Raw genomic sequence first — 21,576 nt, 5'->3', positions numbered from 1 at the left:
CCGAACCGACGCCGTGACGTTCGACAACGTGACCGTCACCTTCGCCTCCAGCAGCGGTGGATCCCGGACGATCCTCAAAGAACTCAACCTCACGATACCCGCCGGGCAGTTCCTCGCCGTCGTCGGCCGGAGCGGTTGCGGCAAGACGACCATGCTCAACATGGCAGCCGGTCTCGTCGAGGCGGCCGACGGCCGGGTGACGGTCCTCGGGGCCACCGCCAAGGCCGCCCGCAAGCGGATGGGGTTCATGCTTGCTCGCGATGCCCTGCTCCCTTGGCGCACCGCATCGGGCAACGTGCAGTACGGCCTTGAGCTGCGCGGGTTGAAGCCCCCGGCCAAACGCAAGGAGATCGCTTCCCGCTGGCTCTCGGCCGTCCACCTCGCGGAACATGAGAAGCAATATCCCTGGCAGCTTTCGCAGGGGATGCGGCAGCGGGTCGCGCTGGCCCGAACCTGGGCCCTCGACCCCGAGCTGCTCCTCATGGACGAGCCCTTTGCCGCTCTTGACGTCAACACACGGCGGTCGGTCCAGAACGAGTTCCTCAACCTGTGGCAGCGGGAGAAGCACCGTACGGTCATGTTCGTCACGCACGATCTCGGCGAGGCCGTCGCACTCGCTGATCGCGTCGTGCTCATGGGGGAGGGCGGCGTCCTCGACGACGTCATGGTCGACATGGAACGCCCCCGAGACCTGACGCACATCACGACGGACTCCACCTATCAGGACATCCTCGAGCGGCTCCGTGCCCACCTTCGCCGGTGAACACCGTGCGGCGCACTCGGCCGGTCCATCTTCCATTTCCCCCATCCACAGCACACCGCACAGTAAACGCAGAGGAGGCCCAGGGTGAACAAGGTCAGCAGACCGGCTGTCGCCGGGCTCGGTTTCGCACTCACCTTGTTGACCGCCTGCTCCGGTTGCGGCCAGGGCACCTCCGGTGACCACGGTGCGGCCAACGGTACGAAGATCGTCCTCGGCAGCATGGCGCACAACTCCATCCCCTTCCCCGCGACCATCGCCGTGGAGCAGGGCTTCTTCAAGAAGGAGGGGCTGGATGTCCAGGTCTTGATGGCGAAGTCCGGCCCTGAGCTCGCGGCGCAGCTCATCGGCGGCTCGACGCAGATCGCGGCCGTGAGCCCGGACAACATCATCCCGGCCGTCAAGCAGGGGCAGTCGATCACTTTGCTGCCGCCCTACGGCAAGATGGACATGCTCTTCTTCGCTGCGAAGTCCAGCAACATCACGGGCATGAAGCAGCTGGTCGGGAAGCGGATCGGCGTCGTCGCACGCGGGGCCGCGAACGAAAAGTACGCACGGGTGAGCCTCAAGGCAGCGGGTGTGAACCCCGACTCCGTCACCTTCGTGGCGGTGGGCGGGGCTGTGACGCAGGAGCCCGCCCTGAGGAACGGCAAGGTCGATGCCGTCGTCGGATCGACGTCCAGTTATCTCACCCTGTCTTCGCACGGGCTCGACCTCGTGCCGTTCTCGGACGCTCTCGCCGGCGACGCCGGTGAACTCAGCCGGCATGGCCTTCAGGTCCTCTGGGCGACCAGGAAGGAGTACAAGGCCAAGAACCCCGACACCGTCGACAAGTTCTGCAAGGCGCTCGACTCCGCGGTGAAATGGATCAACGATGACGCGAACAAGGACGCCGGTGTGAAGTCGCTGGAGACGTTGCTCGGGATCAAGGCGGATGCTGCCGGCCAACTCTGGGACAAGGTCCACAAGTCGTTCGTCACGTCCACTGACGCCGCCGCCTGGAAGACGAACGTGAACTTCTCCGTCGGGTCGCCGGACGCCGTGCCGTTCAGCGTGGTCGACAACAACTGCGGACAGTAGGAACCGGCGCGAACCCCCTCTTCGCCGAGCCGTGCAGGGTCCTGCCCCGACCGACGCCATCAGGGACACATGAATGGCGGTCGGGGCAGGGCCTTTGTTGTGCGGCTGTTCCGGCGCCGGTCCGGGACTGCGCCTGCCTGACGCCCTGCCATGTGTACGGCCTCGCAGAGATGAAGCCGCCACCGGACGACCCGCTGCCGACCACTTCGGCCGTGCTGCAGTTGACGTTGGTAGCGGCTTCGGTGGGGACCGTGACGGACCCCGTCAGCGCTTCGTGAGATGGTCTCGGTACTGCTCCCGCAAGGGCGCCTTCAGGATCTTGCCCGTAGCGCCCACGGGCAGGGTGTCGACGAAGACCGCATCGTCGGGGACGCACCATTTGGCGATCTTCCCGGTGAATGACCCGAGGAGCTCCTTCGCCGTCAGCGTGGAGCCCGGTCGCCGGACGGCCACGAGGATCGGGCGCTCATCCCACTTCGCGTGCTTGACGCCGATGCAGGCAGCCGCCTCGATCTCGGGGTGGTCCACGGCGAGGTTCTCGAGCTCGATGGAACTGATCCACTCGCCGCCGGACTTGATCAGGTCCTTGCTCCGGTCCGTGATCTGCATGAACCCTTCAGCATCTATCGTCGCGACGTCGCCGGTCGGGAACCAGCCGTCGACGAGGGGGCTCGGGCGGCCCGGGGGGTAGTACCCGTTGACGACCCAGTGCCCGCGCACCATGAGGTGGCCCGGGGTCCGGCCATCCCACGGCAGTTCGGTGCCTTCATCATCAATGATCTTCATGTCGATGCCGAACAGGGCGCGGCCCTGCTTCGCCAGCACGGCCTCCTGGGCCTCGTGGTCGAGACCCTCGTGACAGAGCTTGAGGACGGACGCGGCGCCCAAGGGGCTCGTCTCCGTCATGCCCCAGCCGTGAATGACCTGGACCCCGTGGACCTCTCGCAGCTCACGGAGCATCCAGGCGGGGCAGGCGGCGCCTCCGATGACGGCCCGCCGGAGGCTGTTCAGAGTGATGCCGCGGGCGCGGGCGTAGTCCAGTTGCCCCTGCCAGACCGTGGGGACGCTCGCGGAGATCGTGACACCCTCGGCCTCCTCGAGAGCGGTGAGCGCCGCGCCGCTCAGGTCCTTGCCGGGCAGAACGAGTTTCGTCCCGGTGAGGCACGCGGCATACGGGATGCCCCACGCGTTGACGTGGAACATGGGCACGACGGGCATGACGACGTCGCGTGCCGAGAGCCCCATCGAGTCGGGGAGGGCGACGCCGTACGAGTGCAGCACGGTCGACCGGTGCGAGTACAGCGCCCCCTTCGGGTGGCCGGTCGTGCCGCTCGTGTAGCACAGGGAGGCGGCCTGCTTCTCGTCGAGCGAGGGCCAGGTGTACACACCGTCCTGCGCCTCCACGAGATCCTCGTACGCGGCGACCTCCATGTCGTCGTCGGCGGGCCACGCGGCGGCCAGATGCTCGGCGTCGCTCAGGAGGACGAACTTCCGGACGGACGGCACACGCGGGGCGATCTCTCGGATGAGGTCGACGAAGGAGAGGTCGAAGAAGAGCACGGAATCGTCGGCGTTGTTGATGATCCAGACGAGCTGGTCCGGGTGCAGGCGCGGGTTGAGCGTGTGCAGGACCGACCCGGCACCGGAGACGCCGTAGTACAGCTCCACGTGGCGGTAGCCGTTCCATGCGAGGGTGGCGACGCGGTCATCGGGCCCGACGCCCAGACCCTGGACGGCCTGGGCCACCTGCCGGCTGCGGTGCGCCATGTCGCGGAAGGTGTACCGGTGCACGTCACCCTCGCATCGGACCGAAACGACCTCGGTGTTCGGGTGGTGGCGTTCGGCGTGCGTGAGGATGGAGGAGACGAGGAGCTGCTGGTGCATCATCAGGCCGTTCACCGGGCCTCCTGAGGTGAGTCGACGGAGTGGGTGGAGCCCAGGGCTTCGATGGCTCGCAGCCGCATCGCGGCGAGCAGGTCCAGCGCACGGCGTCCGGCGGCGGATCCGCCGGGAACGTCACCGCGGACGTGGAGGGGACGCAGGTCCTCGATCTCCTGGAGGGCGCTGACGAGGGCGGGCTCGGCGACCGCGTACTTGCGGACCGTGTTGACGACGAGCATCGAGCAGTGGACGACGTCCTCGTCCTCGCCGGCGACGCCGTCCGCGTGCAGGGCGGCGTTGAGCCAGTGGGTACCGGCGAGCATCGCGGCCTCGATGGCCATCTCGTGGTCGTCCGGGCCGATACGGGGGAGCGAGCGTCCTATGTTCGAGGCGAGCTCGACGTGACGTTCGATGTTCATGCAGCTCCCCCCAGGCGTTGGGCCACCACCGTGGTCACGACCGCGAAGGCGTCGTCGCATTCGGCCACGACGGCGGCATCGGGCCGGCGGTGCCCGCGCAGGCACGGGTCGCGGAACGCCTCGATGCGGTGGATGGCGTGCTCCAGGCGGACGATGTCCTCGGGCTTGTCACCGTTCACAGGGGGCCAGCCGACATGGCTGACGTCTCCGAGCTCACGCAGCTCGCGGTGCCATGAGCCGTCGGCGTCCGGGACCACGTACATTCCCGGAATCGTCGAGAAGGTGGTCGCGGCGACCGTGAGCCCGGCGTCGTGGGCGCCGGCGTTGTAGGCGTTGGTGCACGCCGTCAGGGTCGTCCAGTACCACAACTCGAAGTCCTCGAACGGGTCGAGGCGGTGACGCAGGACCGAGAGGCGGTCGAACTTCTCGCGGTGGGCGGCGATGTTCATCGGTCACCGGCCGAGGGAGCCATGAGCAGCGCGATCTTGCCGATGTGTCCGCTCTTCCTCATGTGGTCGTATGCCGAGCCGATGTCCTCCATGGAGAACGTGCGGTCGACGACCGGGACGATGACCCGGCGCTCCCACAGGTCGAGCAGGTCGCGCTCGGCCGCCTGGATGCAGTCCAGCCGCTCCTCCTCGGTACGCGTCTGGAATGTGACGCCGATGAGGCTCAGCCGCTTGCGCCACAGCTTGGTCAGGTCGATCTCGGCCCGGTCCGAGCCCATCCGGCCCACCTGCACGAGGCGGCCCTTGACGGCCAGCGACGTCAGGTTGTCGTCGAACACCGTGCCCCCGATGGAGTCGACGATGACATCGACGCCCTGGTTGTCGGTGATGTCCATGACGGCGGACACCTGATTCTGCGAGGACACGTCGACGACGTGATGGGCCCCTTGGTCGAGCAGGGCCTGGACCTTGGACGCCGAGGTCGTCGTCGCGATGACCGTGCCGGCGCCGAGCGCGCGCGCGATCTGGATGGCCGCGAGTCCGATGCCACCCGTCGCGGCATTGACGAGGACGACCTCGCCGGGCGCCATGCGGCCGTTGGTGATGAGCGCGTCGTGAGCCGTCATATAGACATTGAGGAAGGACCCGGCCTCCGACCAGGTGCTGCTCTCGGGCTTGCGGACCAGTGCGCCCGCGGAGACCACGGCGAGCTCGGCCTGGGTGCCGGTGCCGTGCGCGACGACGGCGTCACCGGGCTGCCAACCCGTGACGCCCCCACCCAGGGTGTCGATCTCCCCGGCCAGCTCGACGCCGATGGGCACCGGGTCGCCGTCCTTGACCCGGGCGGCCTGAAGAAGCTCTCCGCGGTTGAGGCTCGAAGCCCGGACGCGGACGAGAACCTGGCCGGGACCGGGGGTCGGCGCGGGCAGGTCGACGACGACCGGGACGCCGCCGTCGGGGGTGGGACGGATCCGTACAGCACGCATTGACAAGCCTTTCTTTTAATTAGTGTCGACATTAACATCGGATGTGGTTACCCTGCCAGAGCGACAGCGCGACCGAGGGAACGTACACCTTCGCCTGACCTGGAGAAAGGCAACACGTTATGACCCGCACCCCCGCCGAGCGGCTCGACGGCCTTCGCGGCCGGATCATCGACTTCCGCCTCCGCCCGCCGACCGGCCCCTACCGCCTCTTCTTCACCCCGACCGTCGTCGGCGCCGTGAACCGGGTCCTGGGTGGCCCGGTGCCGCGGTCGTACACGATCAGCACGGACCCCTTCCCGAACTCGGAGGACCGCGCTCTCGAGGCGATGATCGCGGAGATGGACTCGGTCGGCGTCCGTCTCGGCATCATGAACGGCCGGCACTCGGTGAACCGCCCGGTCCCGGTGCACATCGAGGACCCCGACCTCGCCGAGCTGAGTCAGCGCAGCGACGGCCGCGTCCTCGGCCTCGCGGGGATCGACTTCGACAAGCCCATGGACGACATCATCGCCGGACTGGACACGGCGGTGAAGGAGTTGGGCCTCGTCGGTGTCTGCCTCGAGCCGGGCCTCGCCCGCACCCCGATGTACGCGGACGACGAGAAGCTGTTCCCGCTCTACGAGAAGATCGCCGACCTGGGCGTCCCGCTCCTGTTCATGACCGGCCCCCTCGCCGGCCCCGACATCAGCCACACCGACCCCGTCCGCTTCGACCGGGTGGCCCGCCGCCATCCCGGGATGCCGGTCATCCTCGGTCACGGCTGCTACCCGTACGTCAACGAGGCGATCGCCCTTGCCTTCAAGAGCGAGGTCACGGGGATGCACAACGTCTTCGTCTCGCCCGATGTCTACATCTTCGCTCCGGGCGGGCAGGCCTACGCCGACGGCGTCAACTGGCTGCCGAACCGCTTCATCTACGCGTCGGCCTACTCCTTCTGCGGTATCGAGGAGGGTGTCCTGAAGACGTGCGAACTCGACCTGGACGACGCGGCGCTGCGCGCCTACATGTACGGTAACGCCGAGCGGCTGCTCAAGAAGGCGGGCGTGTGATGGGTGAAGGCTCCCTCCGCGTCGCGATGCGTGACCACCCCCAGGGGCAGGTCACCGAGGGCGACTTCCTCATCGAGGAGACGGCGCGTCCCGTGCCTGGCCCCGGCCAGGCACTCGTCCGGGTCCGCTATCTGTCCCTCGACCCGTACATGCGGCCGATGATGAACCCGGTCCGGTCCTACGTCGAGCCGCTCAAGCCTGGTCAGACGATGCCCGGCGCGACGGTCGGCGAGGTCGTCGAGAGCAACGAGGATGCGCTTCCGGTGGGCACCCACGTGGCGTGCATGCTCGGCTGGCAGGAGTACGGCCTGGTCACGAAGGAGACCGCGCGGATCGTCGACGCCGACGCGGCGGACATCTCGCTCGCTCTGCACGTTCTCGGCATGACCGGGGCCACGGCGCACTACGGCCTGCTGCGCCTGGGCGATCCCGAGCCCGGCGAGACTGTCGTTGTCACGGCGGCGTCGGGCGCGGTCGGCGGCATCGTCGGCCAGCTCGCCAAGATCAGGGGATGCAGGGTCATCGGCATCGCCGGCGGCCCGGAGAAGTGCCGGTACGTCAAGGAGGAACTCGGCTTCGACGAGTGCCTCGACCATCGCGCCGATGACTTCGAGCAGCGGCTCTCCGAGCTCACCCCCGACTGGGTCGACATCCTCTTCGAGAACGTCGGCGGTCCCATCCTCGACGCGATTCTGCCGCGCATGAACGACCACGGCCGAATCGTCCTGTGCGGCAACATCAGCGACTACGACCGCGACGAGCCGTACGGCCTCAAGGGTCTCAGCCACCTGCTGCTCCACCGTGTCAACGTCTACTCCTTCGTCATCGCCGACCACCGCGAGTACTGGCCCCAGGCCATCGCCGAGCTGGCAGGCTGGGTCAAGGACGGGCGCATCCGGTTCCGTGAGGACATCGCCCAGGGCGGCCTGGAGGGTGCGCCGGCGGCGTTCATCAATATGCTCACCGGTCGCAACTTCGGCAAGCAGCTCCTGGAGGTCGCACCGGCTTCCGTGGACCATCCGGCCGGCAACTGACCTAGCGCAGAACGGTCGTCACAGGATTTTGACGGCCGCTCGGCGATGGCCGGGGCCTCGACTTCGGGCGGGTGCGTCGGAGGGCCGGCGACGGTCCGGCCGGGACTGGACCGGTCTCGGTGCTGGTGTCATCGAGGCCGGCCCCTCCTGGTTGCGGCAAGGCCTGCAACTCGCGGCCCAGGCCGAGAGCGGGCTCATGGGACATCACTGGCGCGACGGACGGTCAACGCCCAGTAGAAGAGTGTCCGATCGCCATACTCACGCACACCCTGCCGTAATGCTCGCCCCTCACTCGCACAGGGCTCGCGACAGTCGAAGAAATTTAAACGTAGACATTAATCAAGTGGGGAGTGTCATGCCAGAGGCCGTCATCGTTTCCGCCACCCGCTCACCGATAGGGCGAGCCGTCAAGGGCTCGCTCAAGGACATCCGCCCCGACGACCTCGCCGTGCACGTTGTGCAGGCGGCGCTCCAGGCCGTGCCCGGCCTGGAGCCTACCGAGCTGGGTGACCTGATCCTCGGCTGCGGTCTGCCCGGTGGGGATTCAGGTCACAACATGGGCCGGATCGTCGCGGTCCTCGCGGGGCTCGATCAGCTGCCCGGCACCACGGTGACGCGTTACTGCGCGTCGAGCATCCAGTCCATCCGGATGGCCATGCACGCGATCCGGGCCGGCGAGGGCCATGCGTTCATCTCGGCCGGGGTCGAGAGTGTGAGCAGCTACGTGCACGGCAACAGCGACAATCTCCCGGGGACCCACAACCCCCTGTTCGCGCAGGCCCAGGAGCGGACCCAGCGGTTCGCCGAGGGCGGGCTGACCTGGACCGACCCGCGCGAGGCCGGGCAACTGCCCGACGTCTACATCGCGATGGGGCAGACTGCCGAGAACGTCGCCCAGGCCAGGGGTGTCACCCGGGCCGACCAGGACGAGTTCGCCGTACGCAGCCAGAACCGTGCCGAGAAGGCGATCGCCGACGGTTTCTTCGCCCGCGAGATCACCCCGGTGACGCTGCCGGACGGCACGGTCGTCTCCACCGATGACGGTCCCCGGCCAGGCGTGACCCTTGAGGCGGTGTCCGCGCTGAAGCCGGTCTTCCGTGCGCAGGGGACCGTCACTGCCGGCAACTGCTGCCCCCTCAACGACGGCGCGGCCGCCGTCGTCGTCATGAGTGACGTCCGGGCTCGCGAGCTCGGTCTCCAGCCGCTCGCCCGCATCGTGTCGACGGGGGTCACGGGTCTGTCCCCGGAGATCATGGGCCTCGGTCCCGTGGAGGCCACCCGGCAGGCGCTGGGGCTGGCGGGCATGACGATCGGCGACATCGACCTCGTCGAGATCAACGAGGCGTTCGCGGCCCAGGTCATCGCGTCCGCGCGCGAGCTCCGTATGGACGAGGACCGACTCAACGTCAAGGGCGGGGCCATCGCACTCGGCCACCCGTTCGGGATGACCGGCGCGCGCATCACCACCACCCTCATCAACGCACTGAAGACGGACGACAAGCAGTTCGGCCTCGTGACCATGTGCGTCGGCGGCGGCCAGGGGATGGCCATGGTCATCGAGCGCCTCGCCTGAACGGCATTCCACCAAAACCCAGATCCCCCGTGGAAGAGAGAGTCATGAAGCCATTCGACGGCAAGGTGGCCCTGGTGAGCGGTGCCAGCCGCGGCATCGGCTACGCCATCGCGGAGCGACTCGTCGCCGACGGCGCCCGGGTCGTCATCACGGCACGCAAGGAAGGAGCCCTCAAGGAGGCCGCGGCCGCGCTCGGCACTCCCGACCAGGTCAGGTACGTCGCCGGGAACGCCGACCAGGCGGAACACCGACGGGCGGCCGTCGCCGCGGCCGTGGAGGGCTTCGGCTCCATCGACCTGCTGGTCAACAACACCGGCATCAACCCGGTGTACGGCCCGGTGCTCGACATCGATCCGGCGGCAGCCCGCAAGGTTTTCGAGGTCAACTGCCTCGCCGCACTCGACTGGATCCGTCTGGCCCGCGACGCCGGGATGGGCGAGGACCGCGTCGGCGCCGTGGTCAACGTGTCCTCCATCGCCGGGCTCCGGCCGGCCACGGGAATCGGCTTCTACGGAGCCACCAAGGCGATGCTCTCCTTCATCACCTCCCAACTGGCGGTCGAGCTCGCGCCCCGCATCCGGGTGAACGCCGTCGCGCCTGCCGTCGTCAAGACCCGCTTCGCCACCGCGCTCTACGAGGGCCGCGAGGAGGCCGTGCTCAAGGGGTACCCGATGGGGCGCCTCGGTGAGCCCGAGGACATCGCCGGCGCGGTGGCCTTCCTCCTCTCCGAGGACGCCGCGTGGACGACCGGGCAGACCCTCGTCGTGGACGGCGGACACCTCTTCGTCGGCGAGGGGCTGTGATGGCCGGCGCCGGGCCGGTCGAGGCGGTCGCGTTCGACTACGGCGGGGTGCTCACCACTCCCGTCGCCGACTCGTTCGAGCGGTGGCGTACCGGGCTCGGCATCGAACCGCAGAGCTTCACCGACTGCCTGCGCGCCTGGCTCGGCCGGGAAGCCGAGGAGGACTCCCCGATCCACAGGCTCGAGACCGGGCGGCTCGGCGCGGCGGGGTTCGAGAAGGAGCTCGCGACCCGGCTGCGCCGCACCGACGGCAGCCACCCGGAGCCCGCGGGCCTGCTCACGGGCATGTTCGCCGGGTTGCGCCCCGACCATGCGATGTGGGACCTGACGGACGAGCTGCGGGCGCGCGGCATCCGGCTCGCCATCGTCTCCAACAGCTGGGCGAACACCTACCCGGACCGGCTCCGCGACGGCCGCTTCGAACCCGTCCTCATCTCCGGTGCGCTCGGGCTGCGCAAACCCGATCCGGCCATCTACCAACTGCTCTGTGCGCGCCTCGACTTGCCCGCCGAGCGGGTCGCCTTCGTCGACGACGCCCTTCCCAACGTCGAGGGCGCCCGCCGAGCCGGCCTCCACGGCATCCACCACCGCGACGCCTACACGACGCGCGACGCGCTGCTGTCCGTCCTCGGGGCCGGCACCACCGCCGGACCGGCCGCCACGTCCCGCCCGAACAAGGAGACCCGCCCATGAACTCCCCACGCGTCGCCATCGTCACCGGTGCCGCCCGCGGCATCGGTGCCGCGGTCGCCGAGCGGCTGGCCGCGGACGGTCTCGCCGTCGCTGTCGCCGACCTCGACGAGGGGGCCTGCGCCGAGGTCGCCACCCGCATCGGGTCTGCCGGCGGGCGCGCCCTCGCCGTCCGGATCGACGTCTCCGACCAGGACTCGGTGGAGCGGGGGGTGGCGCTCGTCGCCGAGCGGCTCGGTCCGCCGACGGTCCTCGTCAACAACGCCGGCGTGCTCCGCGACAACCTTTTCTTCCGGATGACGAACGACGACTGGTCGGTCGTCATGGACGTCCACCTCCGCGGCTCCTTCCTCATGTCCCGCGCCGTCCAGACACACATGACCAAGGAGGGGTTCGGGCGCATCGTCAACCTCTCCAGCACCTCCGCCCTCGGCAACCGGGGTCAGGCCAACTACGCGGCCGCCAAGGCCGGCCTTCAGGGCTTCACGAAGACTCTCGCCATCGAACTGGGCAAGTTCGGTGTCACGACGAACGCCATCGCGCCGGGGTTCATCGCCACGGACATGACCCGGGCGACCGCCGAGCGGATGGGCATCTCCTTCGAGGCGCTGGTCGAGCACGGCATCAAGGACATCCCGGCCGGCCGGGTGGGAACCCCGGCTGACATCGCCGCCGTCGCCTCCTTCCTCGCCCGCGAGGACGCCGGCTTCGTCAACGGCCAGGTCATCTACGCCGCCGGCGGACCGAAGGACTGAGAGCCATGAGCAGTTTCGTCGGTTTCGACGACTTCGAGCACGCTGTCGCCGAGGACCTCTTCGACCTCGGGGGAAGCGACCGCCCCGCCTGTGTCGTCCGGACCATCGCCCCCTTGGTGCCGTGATGGCCGGCGACCGTAACCAGAACCTGCCCGGCCTCGACCTCGACGTCGTCGGCGCGTTCCTCCGGGCAGATGTGGATCCGGACATCGGCGAGTGTGCCGGCCAGGTCATCGCAGGCGGGAAGTCGAACATGACCTACCTCGTCGGGGACGGCCGCCACCAGTGGATCGTGCGACGGCCACCGCTCGGCCACGTCCTGGAGACCGCCCACGACATGGGGCGCGAGGCCCGGGTGATGAGTGCGCTGGCTCCGACGGCCGTTCCCGTGCCGAAGGTCCTCGCGGTGTGCACCGATCCAGGTCCGATCGGCGTGCCCTTCTACGTCATGGAGTACGTCCCGGGGATCGCCTACCGGCACGAGAGCGAGCTGCGCGATCTGGGCGCGGCCCGCACCCGGGAGATCGCCGACGAGATGATCGACGTCCTCGCTGACCTCCACACGGTCGACCCATCGGCCGTGGGCCTCGGGGGTCTTGGCCGCCCCGGGGGCTTCCTCGACCGGCAGCTGTCCCGGTGGACACGGCAGCTCGAGGCGTCGCGCTCACGCGAGCTGACCGGGGCCGAGGAGTTGCGCGCAGCCCTCGCAGCCCGGGTGCCCACCGAGTCGGCCGCCCGGATCGTGCACGGCGACTACCGGCTGGACAACCTCCTCGTCGACGACTCGGGGGTGCGCGCCGTCATCGACTGGGAGATGGCCACGATCGGCGACCCACTCACCGATCTGGCGCTCCTCGTCGTCTACGGACGTGTCGCCGAGAACCCCGGTGGCGAGGTCATCACGACGATCTCCCGCGCCCCCGGCTTCCCGTCCGCGGCGGAGCTCGTGGAACGGTACGTCGCACGCACAGGGCCACTGCCGTCGGCGGGTCTCGGTTTCTACCTGGGCCTCGCGGCGTTCAAGCTCGCCGTGATCCTCGAGGGCATCCACTTCCGGCACTCCCAGGGACACACCGTGGGAGTTGGGTTCGACATGGTCGGCGCCCTCGTGGAGCCCCTCTTCGGCGAAGGCATAGCCCTGCTCAAGGAATGGAGCTGACATGGACTTCGAGTACGACGACAAGACCCGGGGGCTCATGGCCCGGCTCACCCAGTTCCTGGACGAGCACGTCTACCCGGCCGAGCCGCTCCTCGAGGAGCAGATCAAGGGCGCCGAGGATCCGTGGGCGTGGACCCGGCTCCCCGTCGTCAAGGAACTGCAGACCGAGGCGCGCCGGCGCGGGCTGTGGAACCTGTTCCTGCCGGGGGAGCACGGTGCCGGCCTCAGCAACCTCCAGTACGCCCCGCTCGCCGAGATCACCGGCCGGTCCTGGAGGCTGGCGCCGGCAGCGCTCAACTGCGCCGCCCCGGACACGGGGAACATGGAGATCCTCGCGATGTTCGGGACGCCGGAGCAGAAGGAGCGCTGGCTCGAACCCATGCTGGACGGGAGCATCCGTTCCGCCTTCGCGATGACGGAGCCGGCTGTCGCCTCGTCGGACGCGACGAACACAGAGACCCGGATTGAAGCCGATGGCGACGAGTACGTCGTCACCGGACGCAAGTGGTGGATCACCGGTGCCATGAACCCGGACGCCGAGCTGCTCATCGTCATGGGCAAGACCGACCCCGCGGCGGACCGGCACCGCCAGCAGTCGATGATCATCGTGCCGCGGAGCACTCCCGGCGTGCGGATCCTGCGCGCGATGAGCGTCTTCGGCTATGACGACCGCGACCACGGCGGGCATGCGGAGATCGTCTTCGACGGTGCCAGAGTGCCACGCGAGAACCTCCTCCTCGGTGAGGGCGACGGCTTCGCCATCGCCCAGGCGCGGCTCGGCCCCGGCCGCATCCACCACTGCATGCGGTCCATCGGCGTCGCGGAGCGCGCCCTCGACCTCATGTGTGCGCGCGCCGGTGAGCGGGTGGCCTTCGGCCGGCGCCTCGACGAGCAGGGCGTCGTCCGCGCCTGGATCGCGGAGTCGCGCATCCGCATCGAGCAGCTGCGCCTCCTGGTCCTGCGGACCGCGTGGACCATGGACCGGCTCGGCAACAGAGCCGCACACGCCGACATCCAGGCGATCAAGGCCGCGACCCCGCTCACGGTCGAATGGATCCTCGACAAGGCCATCCAGCTGCACGGTGCGGCCGGGCTCTCCCAGGACACCGCGCTCGCCGGCGCCTTCGCGAGCATCCGCACGCTGCGGCTCGCCGACGGGCCGGACGAGGTGCACCGCGACGCCCTCGCCCGCGCCGAAGTGCGAAGAGCAGCCGAGCGCCGTGCCACAGGCGGTGGCCCCCTGGAGCTGAGGTCATGACCGAGAACAGCAAGAACACAGAGAACACCGAGAACACCGAGAACATGCTGCGTGATCGCGTCGGCGAGTTGCTGCGCGCGCACCCGCCCGCCACGACCGACCCGGTGGCCTTCCACCGCGCCCGGTTCGACGCCGGGCTCGCGTGGGTGCACTTCCCCGAGGGCCTCGGCGGACTGGGACTCCCGCGCGACCTCCAGGACGTCGTCGACACCGAACTGCGTGCGGCCGGCGCTCCGGTCAACCCCTCCAGCCACATTGGCATCGGTGTGGGCATGGCGGCGCCCACCATCCTCGCGTTCGGGACCCCGGAGCAGCGCTCCCGCTACCTGCGACCGCTCTGGCTCGGGGAGGAGGTCTGGTGCCAGCTGTTCTCCGAGCCGGGTGCCGGCTCGGACCTCGCCGCGGTCGCGACGCGTGCCGTGCGCGACGGTGACGACTGGATCGTCAACGGACAGAAGGTGTGGACCTCCAGCGCCCACGTCGCACGCTTCGCCATCCTCCTCGCGCGCACCGACCCGGACGTGCCGAAGCACCGCGGGCTGTCGTACTTCGTCCTCGACATGTCCGCCCCGGGAGTCGAGGTCCGGCCGTTGCGGCAGATCACCGGGGAGGCCGAGTTCAACGAGGTGTTCCTCACCGACGTCCGCGTCCCCGACACCGCACGGCTCGGCGAGGTCGGTGACGGCTGGAAGGTCGCCAATGCCACGTTGAGCAGCGAACGGGTCGCCATCGGTGGGGACCAGGCCGATCGCGAGTCGGGGATGATCTCCAAAGTCGCGGCACTGTGGCGTGATCACCCCGAGGTCCGCAGCGCCGCCGTGCACGACCGCGTCATGGAGCGCTGGGTCGCCGCCGAGGTGTTCCGCCTTGCGGGGGCCCGGCTCCGCCAGCGGCTCGCGACGGGTGCGCCCGGATTCGAGGGCGCCGCCATGAAGGTGATGTTCGCCGACCTCGCCCAGAGCATCAGCCTGCTCGAGCTCGAGCTCGACCCCGACGGCGCGCTCCAGTACGACGACTGGACTCTCGTGCGGCCTGTATCCGTCGACTTCCTGGGCCGGGGACCGGGCTACCGCTACCTGCGCGCGAAGGGCAACTCGATCGAGGGCGGCACGTCCGAGGTCCTTCGCAACATCGTCGCCGAGCGCGTGCTCGGCCTCCCGGGCGAGTCCCGGGTGGACAAGGACGTCCCCTGGAAGAAGGTCCCCCGATGACGCTCCCCGCCACCGCCACCGCCACCGCCAGCTCCGGCCCGGTTCGGCTCTCACTCGTCGAGTCCGAGGACGAGGAGCAACTCCGGTCTGTCGTCCGCAAGCTGCTCACCGACCGGTGCGCCTCCGACGACGTCGCCGCCGCCTACGACGGCGCGGACGGCCTGTGTGAGTCGTTGTGGCGCAGCCTCGCCGACGACCTCTCACTCGCCGGGATCCTCGTCCCGGAGGAGGTGGGGGGCGCCGGGGGCGGCGCGCGCGAAGCGGGAACCGTGCTCGAAGAGCTCGGCTCGGCCGTCGCTCCCGTCCCCTTCCTCACCAGTGCCGTCATCGCCACGTCCACCCTCGTGCGCCTGATGTCCGCGGCATCCGCGGACCAGGACGCGGTACGCGACACGCTGGCCGTCGCGGCCACCGGGGAGTCCGTCCTCACGCTCACCGTCCCCTGGTCCACGGACCCGGCCGACCCGGTATACATCGTCCGGGAGGAGCCGGACGGCCTGCACGGTGAGGTGACGCTGGTGGCAGGGGCCGACGCCGGCACCTTCCTCGTCCCGGCGCTGGGCGCGGACGGTCCGGGGCTCTGGCTTGTCGACCGCGCCGCAGTCCAGGTCAGCCGCGGATCGGACCTCGACATGACCCGACCGCTCGCCACCGTCCGATTCCACGGTGCGGCTGCCCGCGCGGTGGCGCACGGGCCGGCCGCGCAGGACGCCGTGCGGGCCGGTCTGCTCACCGGCGCCGGGCTGCTCGCGTCGGAGCAGCTGGGCCTCGCGCACTGGTGCCTGGCCGAGACGGTCTCCTACCTGACGGTGCGTCGCCAGTTCGGGCGGGTCGTCGGTGGCTTCCAGGCGATCAAGCACCGCCTGGCGGACCTCTACATCGCCGTCGAGGGCGCCCGCGCCGCGGCCCGGTACGCCGCCGCCACGCTCGCCGACGACCCTGTCGACGCGCCCGTGGCGGTCGCCGTGGCCGCGTCGGCGTGCGGCGAGGCGGCGGTCCGTGCCGCCGAGGAGTGCGTCCAGCTCCACGGTGGGATCGGGATGACTTGGGAACACCCCGCACACCTCCGGCTGAAGCGCGCTGTCGCGGACCATGTCGCGCTCGGCACCCCTGTCCGGCATCGGGCTCGCCTCGGTGGCCTCGTCGGCATCGTCCCGGACAAGGAGTGTCGCTGATGGCCACGGAAGTTCCCGATGCGTCCGACGTGGGGGGAGGATGCCCCAGGAATGCGGCGAAGCCGCCGCTTCAGACCGCAGTCGCTGCCCCGGGACCGGCCTCCTCGCGTGTCCTGCGTGGACCGCTGACCCTCATTCCCGGGATCGCCCTGGCCGGTGCCGGTCTCGCCGCGGCCGCACTCCTGCACCGCGTCGTCCCCGCGGTGGGCGAGGTGACCTTCTGCGTCGTCCTCGGTGCGTTGCTCGCCAATCTCAACCTGATACCCGAAGCCTGCGCGCCGGGGCTGAAGCTCACTGCCAAGCGACTGCTCCGGGTCGGAGTGGCACTTCTCGGGCTTGCCGTCTCCGCCGGATCGGTCGTCGCCCTCGGCCTCCCGGCCATAGCCATGGTCATCACGACCCTCGTCGTCACCTTCCTCGTGACCGCTGCCGTCGGGCGGCTCTGGGGGCTCAGCAGCCCGCGCAGACTCCTCCTCGCGACCGGGTTCGCGATCTGTGGGGCCTCGGCCATCGCCGCGATGCAGTCGACGGCGGACGCCGACGAGGAGGACGTCGCGGTCACCGTCGCTCTCGTGACCCTGTGCGGGACCGCGGCCATGCTCGGCCTCCCGCTGCTCCAGAGCCCGCTCGGGCTCACCGACCACCGGATGGGAATCTGGGTCGGGGCGAGCATCCATGACGTCGGACAGGTTGTCGGAGCGGCGAGTGCGGTCGGTGCCGGTGCGCTGACCGTAGCCGTCGTCGTCAAGCTGGCACGGGTCCTCATGCTGGCCCCCATGGTCGCCGCGGCCGGGGTCCGCCGTCGGCGGGCGCTTCGTCGGTCGGGCGCGTCCAAGAGCCGTCCTCCGGTAGTCCCGTTCTTCGTCGTCGCCTTCATCGGCTGCGTCGTCCTGCGGACGACCGGCGTCGTCCCCCAAGGTGCCATCATCGCGGCCGGCCGGGTGCAGAGCGCCGCCCTTGCCATGGCGCTCTTCGGGATGGGTGCCAGCGTGCACTTCCCCACCCTCGTGCGCCGGGGCCGTGCGGAGGCCGGCCTCGCTGTTCTCGCCACTTTGTTCATCACGGCGTTCTCGTACGTGGGAATGCTGCTCGTCACCCACTGACCGACCCACCCCGAGGAGGCCGGCCATGCCGTTGACCGCTTGCCGCATTGGTGTTCCACGTGAGTCCAAACCGGGTGAGACCCGGGTTGCCGCCACCCCGAAGACCGTTGAGCAGTTGATCAGGTTGGGGTATGACGTGTCCGTCGAATCCGGAGCTGGTGACGGCGCGGCGTTCGACGACGCGGCGTTCCGCGCGGCGGGCGCCGAGACCGTCGGCCCGGAGGTGTGGGACGCCGACGTCATCATGAAGATCAATGCCCTCAGTGAGGCGGAGGTGGCCCGGCTCCACCCGGGGCAGACAGTGGTGAGTCTGATGGCGCCGTCGGCCAACCCCGACCTCGTCAAGGCCCTCGCCACCCGAGGTGTCACGGCGCTCGCCATGGACGCCGTCCCCCGCATCTCCCGCGCGCAGTCCTTGGACGTGTTGTCGTCAATGGCGAACATCGGCGGGTACCGGGCGGTCATCGAGGCGGCGAACGAGTTCGGCTCCTTCTTCACCGGCCAGGTGACGGCGGCCGGGAAGGTGCCGCCCGCGACGGTGCTGGTGATCGGTGCGGGGGTCGCGGGTCTGGCCGCCATCGGCACGGCCAGCAGCCTGGGGGCGGTGGTGAAGGCGTTCGACGCCCGGCAGGAGGTCGCGGACCAGATCGAGTCGATGGGCGGGGAGTTCCTCCGCCCCGACCTCGAGGGCCTGGACACCGGCCCGTCCGCCGACGGCTACGCCATGGAGATGGGTGAGGAGTTCAACCGGCGGACCGCGGAGATGTACCGCACAATCGTCCCGACAGTCGACATCATCGTGACGACCGCGCTGATTCCGGGTCGACCGGCGCCCCGGATCATCGACGAGGACATGGTTGCCTCCATGAAGCGCGGCAGTGTCATCGTCGACATGGCTGCGTCCAACGGCGGCAATGTCGCCGGTGCGGTGGCGGACCAGAGGGTCGTCACACCGGGCGGCGTGACGATCCTCGGCTGGACCGATCTGCCGGGACGGTTGCCCACTCAGGCGTCGCAGCTGTTCGGGCAGAACCTCGTCAACCTCCTGAAGCTGCTCACGCCGGAGAAGGACGGCCGGCTCACCCTCGACCTGGAGGATGTCGTCCAGCGGGGGATGACCGTATGCCGCGACGGTGAGGTGATGTGGCCGCCGCCGCCGGTGCAGGTCTCAGTGGCGCCCGCAGCCCCGGTCGTCACTGCCCCGCCGCCACCGAAACCCGTGAAGCAGCCGATGAGTCAGGGCACCCGCCTGGGCATCATCGGTATCGCCGCGGTGCTGTTCCTCGTGATGGCCGCGTTCTCGCCGCCGTCGTTCCTCGGCCACTTCACGGTGTTCATGCTGTCGATCGTCATCGGCTACTACGTCATCGGCAACGTCCACCACGCACTGCACACGCCGCTCATGTCGGTGACGAACGCGATCTCCGGGATCATCGTCATCGGCGCACTCCTGCAGGCCGGGAAGTCGGGCCACTGGCTGATCGCCTTCGTCGGCGTCCTCGTCGCGACCATCAATGTCTTCGGTGGATTCACCGTGACGGCTCGCATGCTGCAGATGTTCAAGAGGGAGGAAGCGTCCCGATGAATGACACCCTTGTCCAGGGCGCCTACATCGTCGCCGGTCTGCTCTTCATCCTCGCCCTGAGCGGCCTGTCCAAGCATGAGACCGCCCGCATGGGCAACCGGTACGGCATCGTAGGCATGGCGATTGCGTTGATTGTCACGGTGGTAGCCGCGGTCGCGGGCACGTCGCTGGACGGCGAGCCAGCGTCCGAGGGAAGCGGGCTGCCCGGACTGGCGTTGATCGTGCCAGCCGTGGCGGTCGCGGCCGTCATCGGAATCGCCCTCGCCCGACGCGTCGAGATGACCGGCATGCCGGAGCTCATCGCGATGCTGCACAGCTTCGTCGGCCTTGCGGCCGTCCTCGTCGGCTGGAACAGCTCGTACGAGAACAACGTGGCATACCCGACGGTCCACGACGTCGAGGTCTTCGTCGGAGTCCTCATCGGAGCGGTGACCCTGACCGGGTCCATAATCGCCTACCTGAAGCTGTCGGCGAAGATCAAGAGTGCCCGGCTGGTCCTGCCGGCGCACAACGAACTGAACCTCGCCATCGTCGCCGCGTTGTTCGTCATGACAGTCATCTACTGCCTGACCTCGCGCGACGCAGAGTTCGCCCGGCAGTTGGAGCTCGGGGGCATGACACTCATGGCACTCTTCCTCGGCTGGCACCTGGTGATGTCCATCGGTGGTGGCGACATGCCCGTCGTCGTGTCGATGCTCAACAGCTACTCCGGGTGGGCCGCTGCGGCGGCCGGCTTCCTATTGAGCAACGACCTGCTCATCATCACCGGTGCCCTCGTCGGCTCCTCCGGTGCCTACCTGAGCTACATCATGTGCATGGCGATGAACCGGTCATTTCTCTCCGTCATCGCTGGCGGCTTCGGCGTCGAGGCCGGGTCCACAGCGGTCGAGGGCGACTACGGCGAGCACCGCGAGATCACCGTCGACGATGCGGCCAGGCTCCTGGCTGATGCATCCTCAGTCGTCATCACACCGGGGTACGGCATGGCCACCGCGCAGGCGCAGCACGCCGTCGCTGAGCTCACCAAGAACCTCCGAGCCAAGGGCGTCGACGTCCGGTTCGGCATCCACCCCGTCGCCGGTCGCCTTCCGGGACACATGAACGTGCTCCTCGCGGAGGCGAAGGTGCCGTACGACATCGTTCAGGAGATGGACGAGATCAACGACGACTTCGCCAACACCGACGTAGTCCTCGTCATCGGTGCCAACGACACCGTCAACCCAGCCGCCATCGACCAGCCGGGGTCGCCGATCGCTGGTATGCCCGTCCTTCAGGTCTGGGAGGCCAAGGACGTCATCGCCTTCAAACGGTCCATGGCCACCGGGTACGCCGGCGTCCAGAACCCCCTCTTCTTCAAAGCCAACACCCAGATGCTCTTCGGCGACGCCAAGCGGCGTGTCGAAGACATCCTCAAAGCCCTCTGACACCATCTCCACCCCGCCGAAGCCGCTCGCGGGAACATGCCGCCCCTGGCTCGCCTTGTCGGTCTCCGAGTTCGAGTTCCCGGGAGGGATGGAAACGGTCTCGACCACAGCGCTACCGGGATTCATTCGCAATGCACCGGAGTTCACGCCGGTGGTGAAGCGAATCCGGCGGTTGCGACGCGGAGCGTCGCCGGATCGTTCCAGGGGGCTGGATTCAGCTGATCCGCCCCGGACTGTCCGTGACCGTTGCCAGCGTCCGGATCTCCGATTCGCGGGGCGTTCGACCCGTATCGTCCAGACATGGACACCACCGCTTCACCCCGCGTCCTCGTCATCGGGCTTGATCCGTATCGGGTGCCCGGACCGTGGGATCCCGAGCCGGTGGCCAAGGCGATCGAGGCGGGACTGACCAAGTTCGCCGAACATGGCGTGGGCGTCGAGACCTGCCTAATGGGCCTTGATGGAAGTGACGACGTGGATGCGGTCGTCGGGAATGCGCTGCGAGCCCATCCGTGGGAGTGCGTCACCGTCGGCGGTGGCCTGCGGCACTCAGACGATCAAGTTGAACTCCTCGAGCAAGTAATCAACCTGGTTCGGCGGCACGCACCCGATGCGGCCATCGCGTTCAACAGCACCCCAGCCACTACCTACGAGGCCGCTGCCCGTTGGATCGAGTGACCACACCTTGAGCGTCACCTCCTGACTCGTCGTCGGGATGCTCGACGAGCTGGCCGCGATCGAAGCTGGGGCCTGCTCGCACGAGGGCGACGAGGTGGGGTGCGTTGATTGACCGCGCGCAAGCGGGCCTGGGCAGACTCCACGAGCTTGAAGACCATGGCCAGGTCGGCGGTGCGGGAGCCGGCGCCTCGGGTGACCTCGGTTCGCAGGCGAACGGAGGAGAACGTGGACTCGATCGGATTCAGGGCCGGGGGCTCGCAAGGGAGGCGAGAGGTGCCGGTGACCGGCCGAGCGAGCCACCGTTGGTTGCTGGGAGGGGCGGGCGCTGACGCGTCTCCGGCACCGCGGCCCCTGCCCCGGCGGTCCGTTCCAGCAGGGCGAGGGTTCCGGCCCGGTCCGTCACGCCCACCCCCAGGACGAGTTCCCCGGGCCGGCCCGCGGTGTCACCGGGCTCGGCCAGGGCGACGTCGTGCACCTCGGCGTTCCCGGCCGCAAGGACCGTACG

The 21,576-nt window shown here is 69.1% G+C and carries 21 protein-coding genes and 1 pseudogene; 16 read left to right on the top strand and 6 right to left on the bottom strand.

Annotation, left to right across the window (positions count from 1 at the left end):
• The first annotated feature begins 13 nt into the window (after positions 1–13).
• Complete coding sequence (locus ACFY4A_RS38075) at positions 14–763, top strand: ABC transporter ATP-binding protein (RefSeq protein ID WP_390833902.1); 750 nt, start codon at positions 14–16, stop codon at positions 761–763.
• 84 nt (positions 764–847) lie between these two features.
• The gene (locus tag ACFY4A_RS38070) at positions 848–1,840 is read left to right on the top strand and encodes an ABC transporter substrate-binding protein (RefSeq protein ID WP_390833901.1); all 993 of its coding nucleotides are present in this window, start codon (positions 848–850) and stop codon (positions 1,838–1,840) included.
• Between the two features lie 264 nt (positions 1,841–2,104).
• Here the strand turns inward: ACFY4A_RS38070 and ACFY4A_RS38065 are convergent, their stop codons facing one another.
• From ACFY4A_RS38065 to ACFY4A_RS38050, 4 genes are read right to left on the bottom strand one after another with little or no spacing between them, the layout of a single operon-like run.
• A complete protein-coding gene (locus ACFY4A_RS38065; protein ID WP_390833900.1) occupies positions 2,105–3,739 on the bottom strand; it encodes a 3-(methylthio)propionyl-CoA ligase in 1,635 nt (544 codons plus the stop codon).
• Complete coding sequence (locus ACFY4A_RS38060; RefSeq protein ID WP_390833899.1) at positions 3,736–4,140, bottom strand: hypothetical protein; 405 nt, start codon at positions 4,138–4,140, stop codon at positions 3,736–3,738. The genes ACFY4A_RS38065 and ACFY4A_RS38060 overlap by 4 nt, the downstream gene beginning before the upstream one ends.
• Positions 4,137–4,589, bottom strand: coding sequence for a hypothetical protein (locus ACFY4A_RS38055; protein WP_390833898.1), 453 nt, complete (start codon positions 4,587–4,589; stop codon positions 4,137–4,139). The genes ACFY4A_RS38060 and ACFY4A_RS38055 overlap by 4 nt, the downstream gene beginning before the upstream one ends.
• Entirely contained in the window at positions 4,586–5,575 is a 990-nt protein-coding gene (locus tag ACFY4A_RS38050; RefSeq protein WP_390833897.1) for a zinc-binding alcohol dehydrogenase family protein, read from the bottom strand. Before ACFY4A_RS38050 ends, ACFY4A_RS38055 begins: the two co-directional genes overlap by 4 nt.
• A gap of 119 nt (positions 5,576–5,694) precedes the next feature.
• Here ACFY4A_RS38050 and ACFY4A_RS38045 point away from each other — a divergent pair, with 119 nt between their 5' ends.
• The 14 genes from ACFY4A_RS38045 to ACFY4A_RS37980 all read left to right on the top strand — a co-directional run bounded on the left by ACFY4A_RS38045 (position 5,695) and on the right by ACFY4A_RS37980 (position 21,071).
• The gene (locus tag ACFY4A_RS38045) at positions 5,695–6,624 is read left to right on the top strand and encodes an amidohydrolase family protein (RefSeq protein ID WP_390833896.1); all 930 of its coding nucleotides are present in this window, start codon (positions 5,695–5,697) and stop codon (positions 6,622–6,624) included.
• A complete protein-coding gene (locus ACFY4A_RS38040; RefSeq protein WP_390833895.1) occupies positions 6,624–7,658 on the top strand; it encodes an NADP-dependent oxidoreductase in 1,035 nt (344 codons plus the stop codon). The genes ACFY4A_RS38045 and ACFY4A_RS38040 overlap by 1 nt, the downstream gene beginning before the upstream one ends.
• Before the next feature lie 355 nt (positions 7,659–8,013).
• Positions 8,014–9,231, top strand: a complete 1,218-nt coding sequence (locus ACFY4A_RS38035) for an acetyl-CoA C-acetyltransferase (RefSeq protein WP_390833894.1) — start codon at positions 8,014–8,016, stop codon at positions 9,229–9,231.
• 44 nt (positions 9,232–9,275) lie between these two features.
• Positions 9,276–10,034, top strand: coding sequence for an SDR family oxidoreductase (locus ACFY4A_RS38030; protein WP_390833893.1), 759 nt, complete (start codon positions 9,276–9,278; stop codon positions 10,032–10,034).
• A complete protein-coding gene (locus tag ACFY4A_RS38025) occupies positions 10,034–10,726 on the top strand; it encodes an HAD family hydrolase (protein WP_390833892.1) in 693 nt (230 codons plus the stop codon). Before ACFY4A_RS38030 ends, ACFY4A_RS38025 begins: the two co-directional genes overlap by 1 nt.
• Entirely contained in the window at positions 10,723–11,478 is a 756-nt protein-coding gene (gene fabG, locus ACFY4A_RS38020) for a 3-oxoacyl-ACP reductase FabG (protein ID WP_390833891.1), read from the top strand. Before ACFY4A_RS38025 ends, fabG begins: the two co-directional genes overlap by 4 nt.
• A gap of 124 nt (positions 11,479–11,602) precedes the next feature.
• A complete protein-coding gene (locus ACFY4A_RS38015) occupies positions 11,603–12,637 on the top strand; it encodes a phosphotransferase family protein (RefSeq protein WP_390833890.1) in 1,035 nt (344 codons plus the stop codon).
• Position 12,638: 1 nt separating this feature from the next.
• The gene (locus ACFY4A_RS38010) at positions 12,639–13,895 is read left to right on the top strand and encodes an acyl-CoA dehydrogenase family protein (protein ID WP_390833889.1); all 1,257 of its coding nucleotides are present in this window, start codon (positions 12,639–12,641) and stop codon (positions 13,893–13,895) included.
• Positions 13,892–15,106 (top strand): acyl-CoA dehydrogenase family protein, encoded by a 1,215-nt coding sequence (locus ACFY4A_RS38005; protein WP_390833888.1) that lies wholly within the window; start codon positions 13,892–13,894, stop codon positions 15,104–15,106. The genes ACFY4A_RS38010 and ACFY4A_RS38005 overlap by 4 nt, the downstream gene beginning before the upstream one ends.
• On the top strand, positions 15,103–16,281 hold the full coding sequence (locus ACFY4A_RS38000) for an acyl-CoA dehydrogenase family protein (RefSeq protein ID WP_390833887.1): 1,179 nt from the start codon (positions 15,103–15,105) through the stop codon (positions 16,279–16,281). Before ACFY4A_RS38005 ends, ACFY4A_RS38000 begins: the two co-directional genes overlap by 4 nt.
• Positions 16,281–17,384: a YeiH family protein gene (locus ACFY4A_RS37995; protein WP_390833886.1), complete on the top strand. Its 1,104-nt coding sequence runs from the start codon at positions 16,281–16,283 to the stop codon at positions 17,382–17,384. Before ACFY4A_RS38000 ends, ACFY4A_RS37995 begins: the two co-directional genes overlap by 1 nt.
• Positions 17,385–17,409: 25 nt before the next feature.
• Positions 17,410–18,969 carry a Re/Si-specific NAD(P)(+) transhydrogenase subunit alpha gene (locus ACFY4A_RS37990; protein ID WP_390833885.1) on the top strand — a complete coding sequence of 520 codons (1,560 nt, stop codon included), beginning with the start codon at positions 17,410–17,412 and terminating at the stop codon, positions 18,967–18,969.
• Positions 18,966–20,393: a Re/Si-specific NAD(P)(+) transhydrogenase subunit beta gene (pntB, locus tag ACFY4A_RS37985; protein WP_390833884.1), complete on the top strand. Its 1,428-nt coding sequence runs from the start codon at positions 18,966–18,968 to the stop codon at positions 20,391–20,393. Before ACFY4A_RS37990 ends, pntB begins: the two co-directional genes overlap by 4 nt.
• A gap of 300 nt (positions 20,394–20,693) precedes the next feature.
• Positions 20,694–21,071, top strand: coding sequence for a hypothetical protein (locus ACFY4A_RS37980; RefSeq protein ID WP_390833883.1), 378 nt, complete (start codon positions 20,694–20,696; stop codon positions 21,069–21,071).
• Here the strand turns inward: ACFY4A_RS37980 and ACFY4A_RS37975 are convergent.
• Together ACFY4A_RS37975 and ACFY4A_RS37970 are read right to left on the bottom strand one after the other, a co-directional pair.
• A pseudogene (locus ACFY4A_RS37975) lies at positions 21,037–21,313 on the bottom strand (hypothetical protein); the annotation flags it as partial. The gene ACFY4A_RS37980 and the pseudogene ACFY4A_RS37975 overlap by 35 nt on opposite strands.
• Positions 21,313–21,576, bottom strand: a 264-nt coding sequence (locus ACFY4A_RS37970) for a hypothetical protein (RefSeq protein WP_390833882.1), incomplete at its 5' end; no start/stop codon positions are given. The gene ACFY4A_RS37970 and the pseudogene ACFY4A_RS37975, both read right to left, overlap by 1 nt.

It is taken from the genome of Streptomyces sp. NPDC001292, assembly GCF_042896465.1.
Lineage (GTDB): Bacteria > Actinomycetota > Actinomycetes > Streptomycetales > Streptomycetaceae > Streptomyces.
Note: the sequence above shows the minus strand (reverse complement) of the source record. Positions and strands in the feature narration are given on the sequence as shown.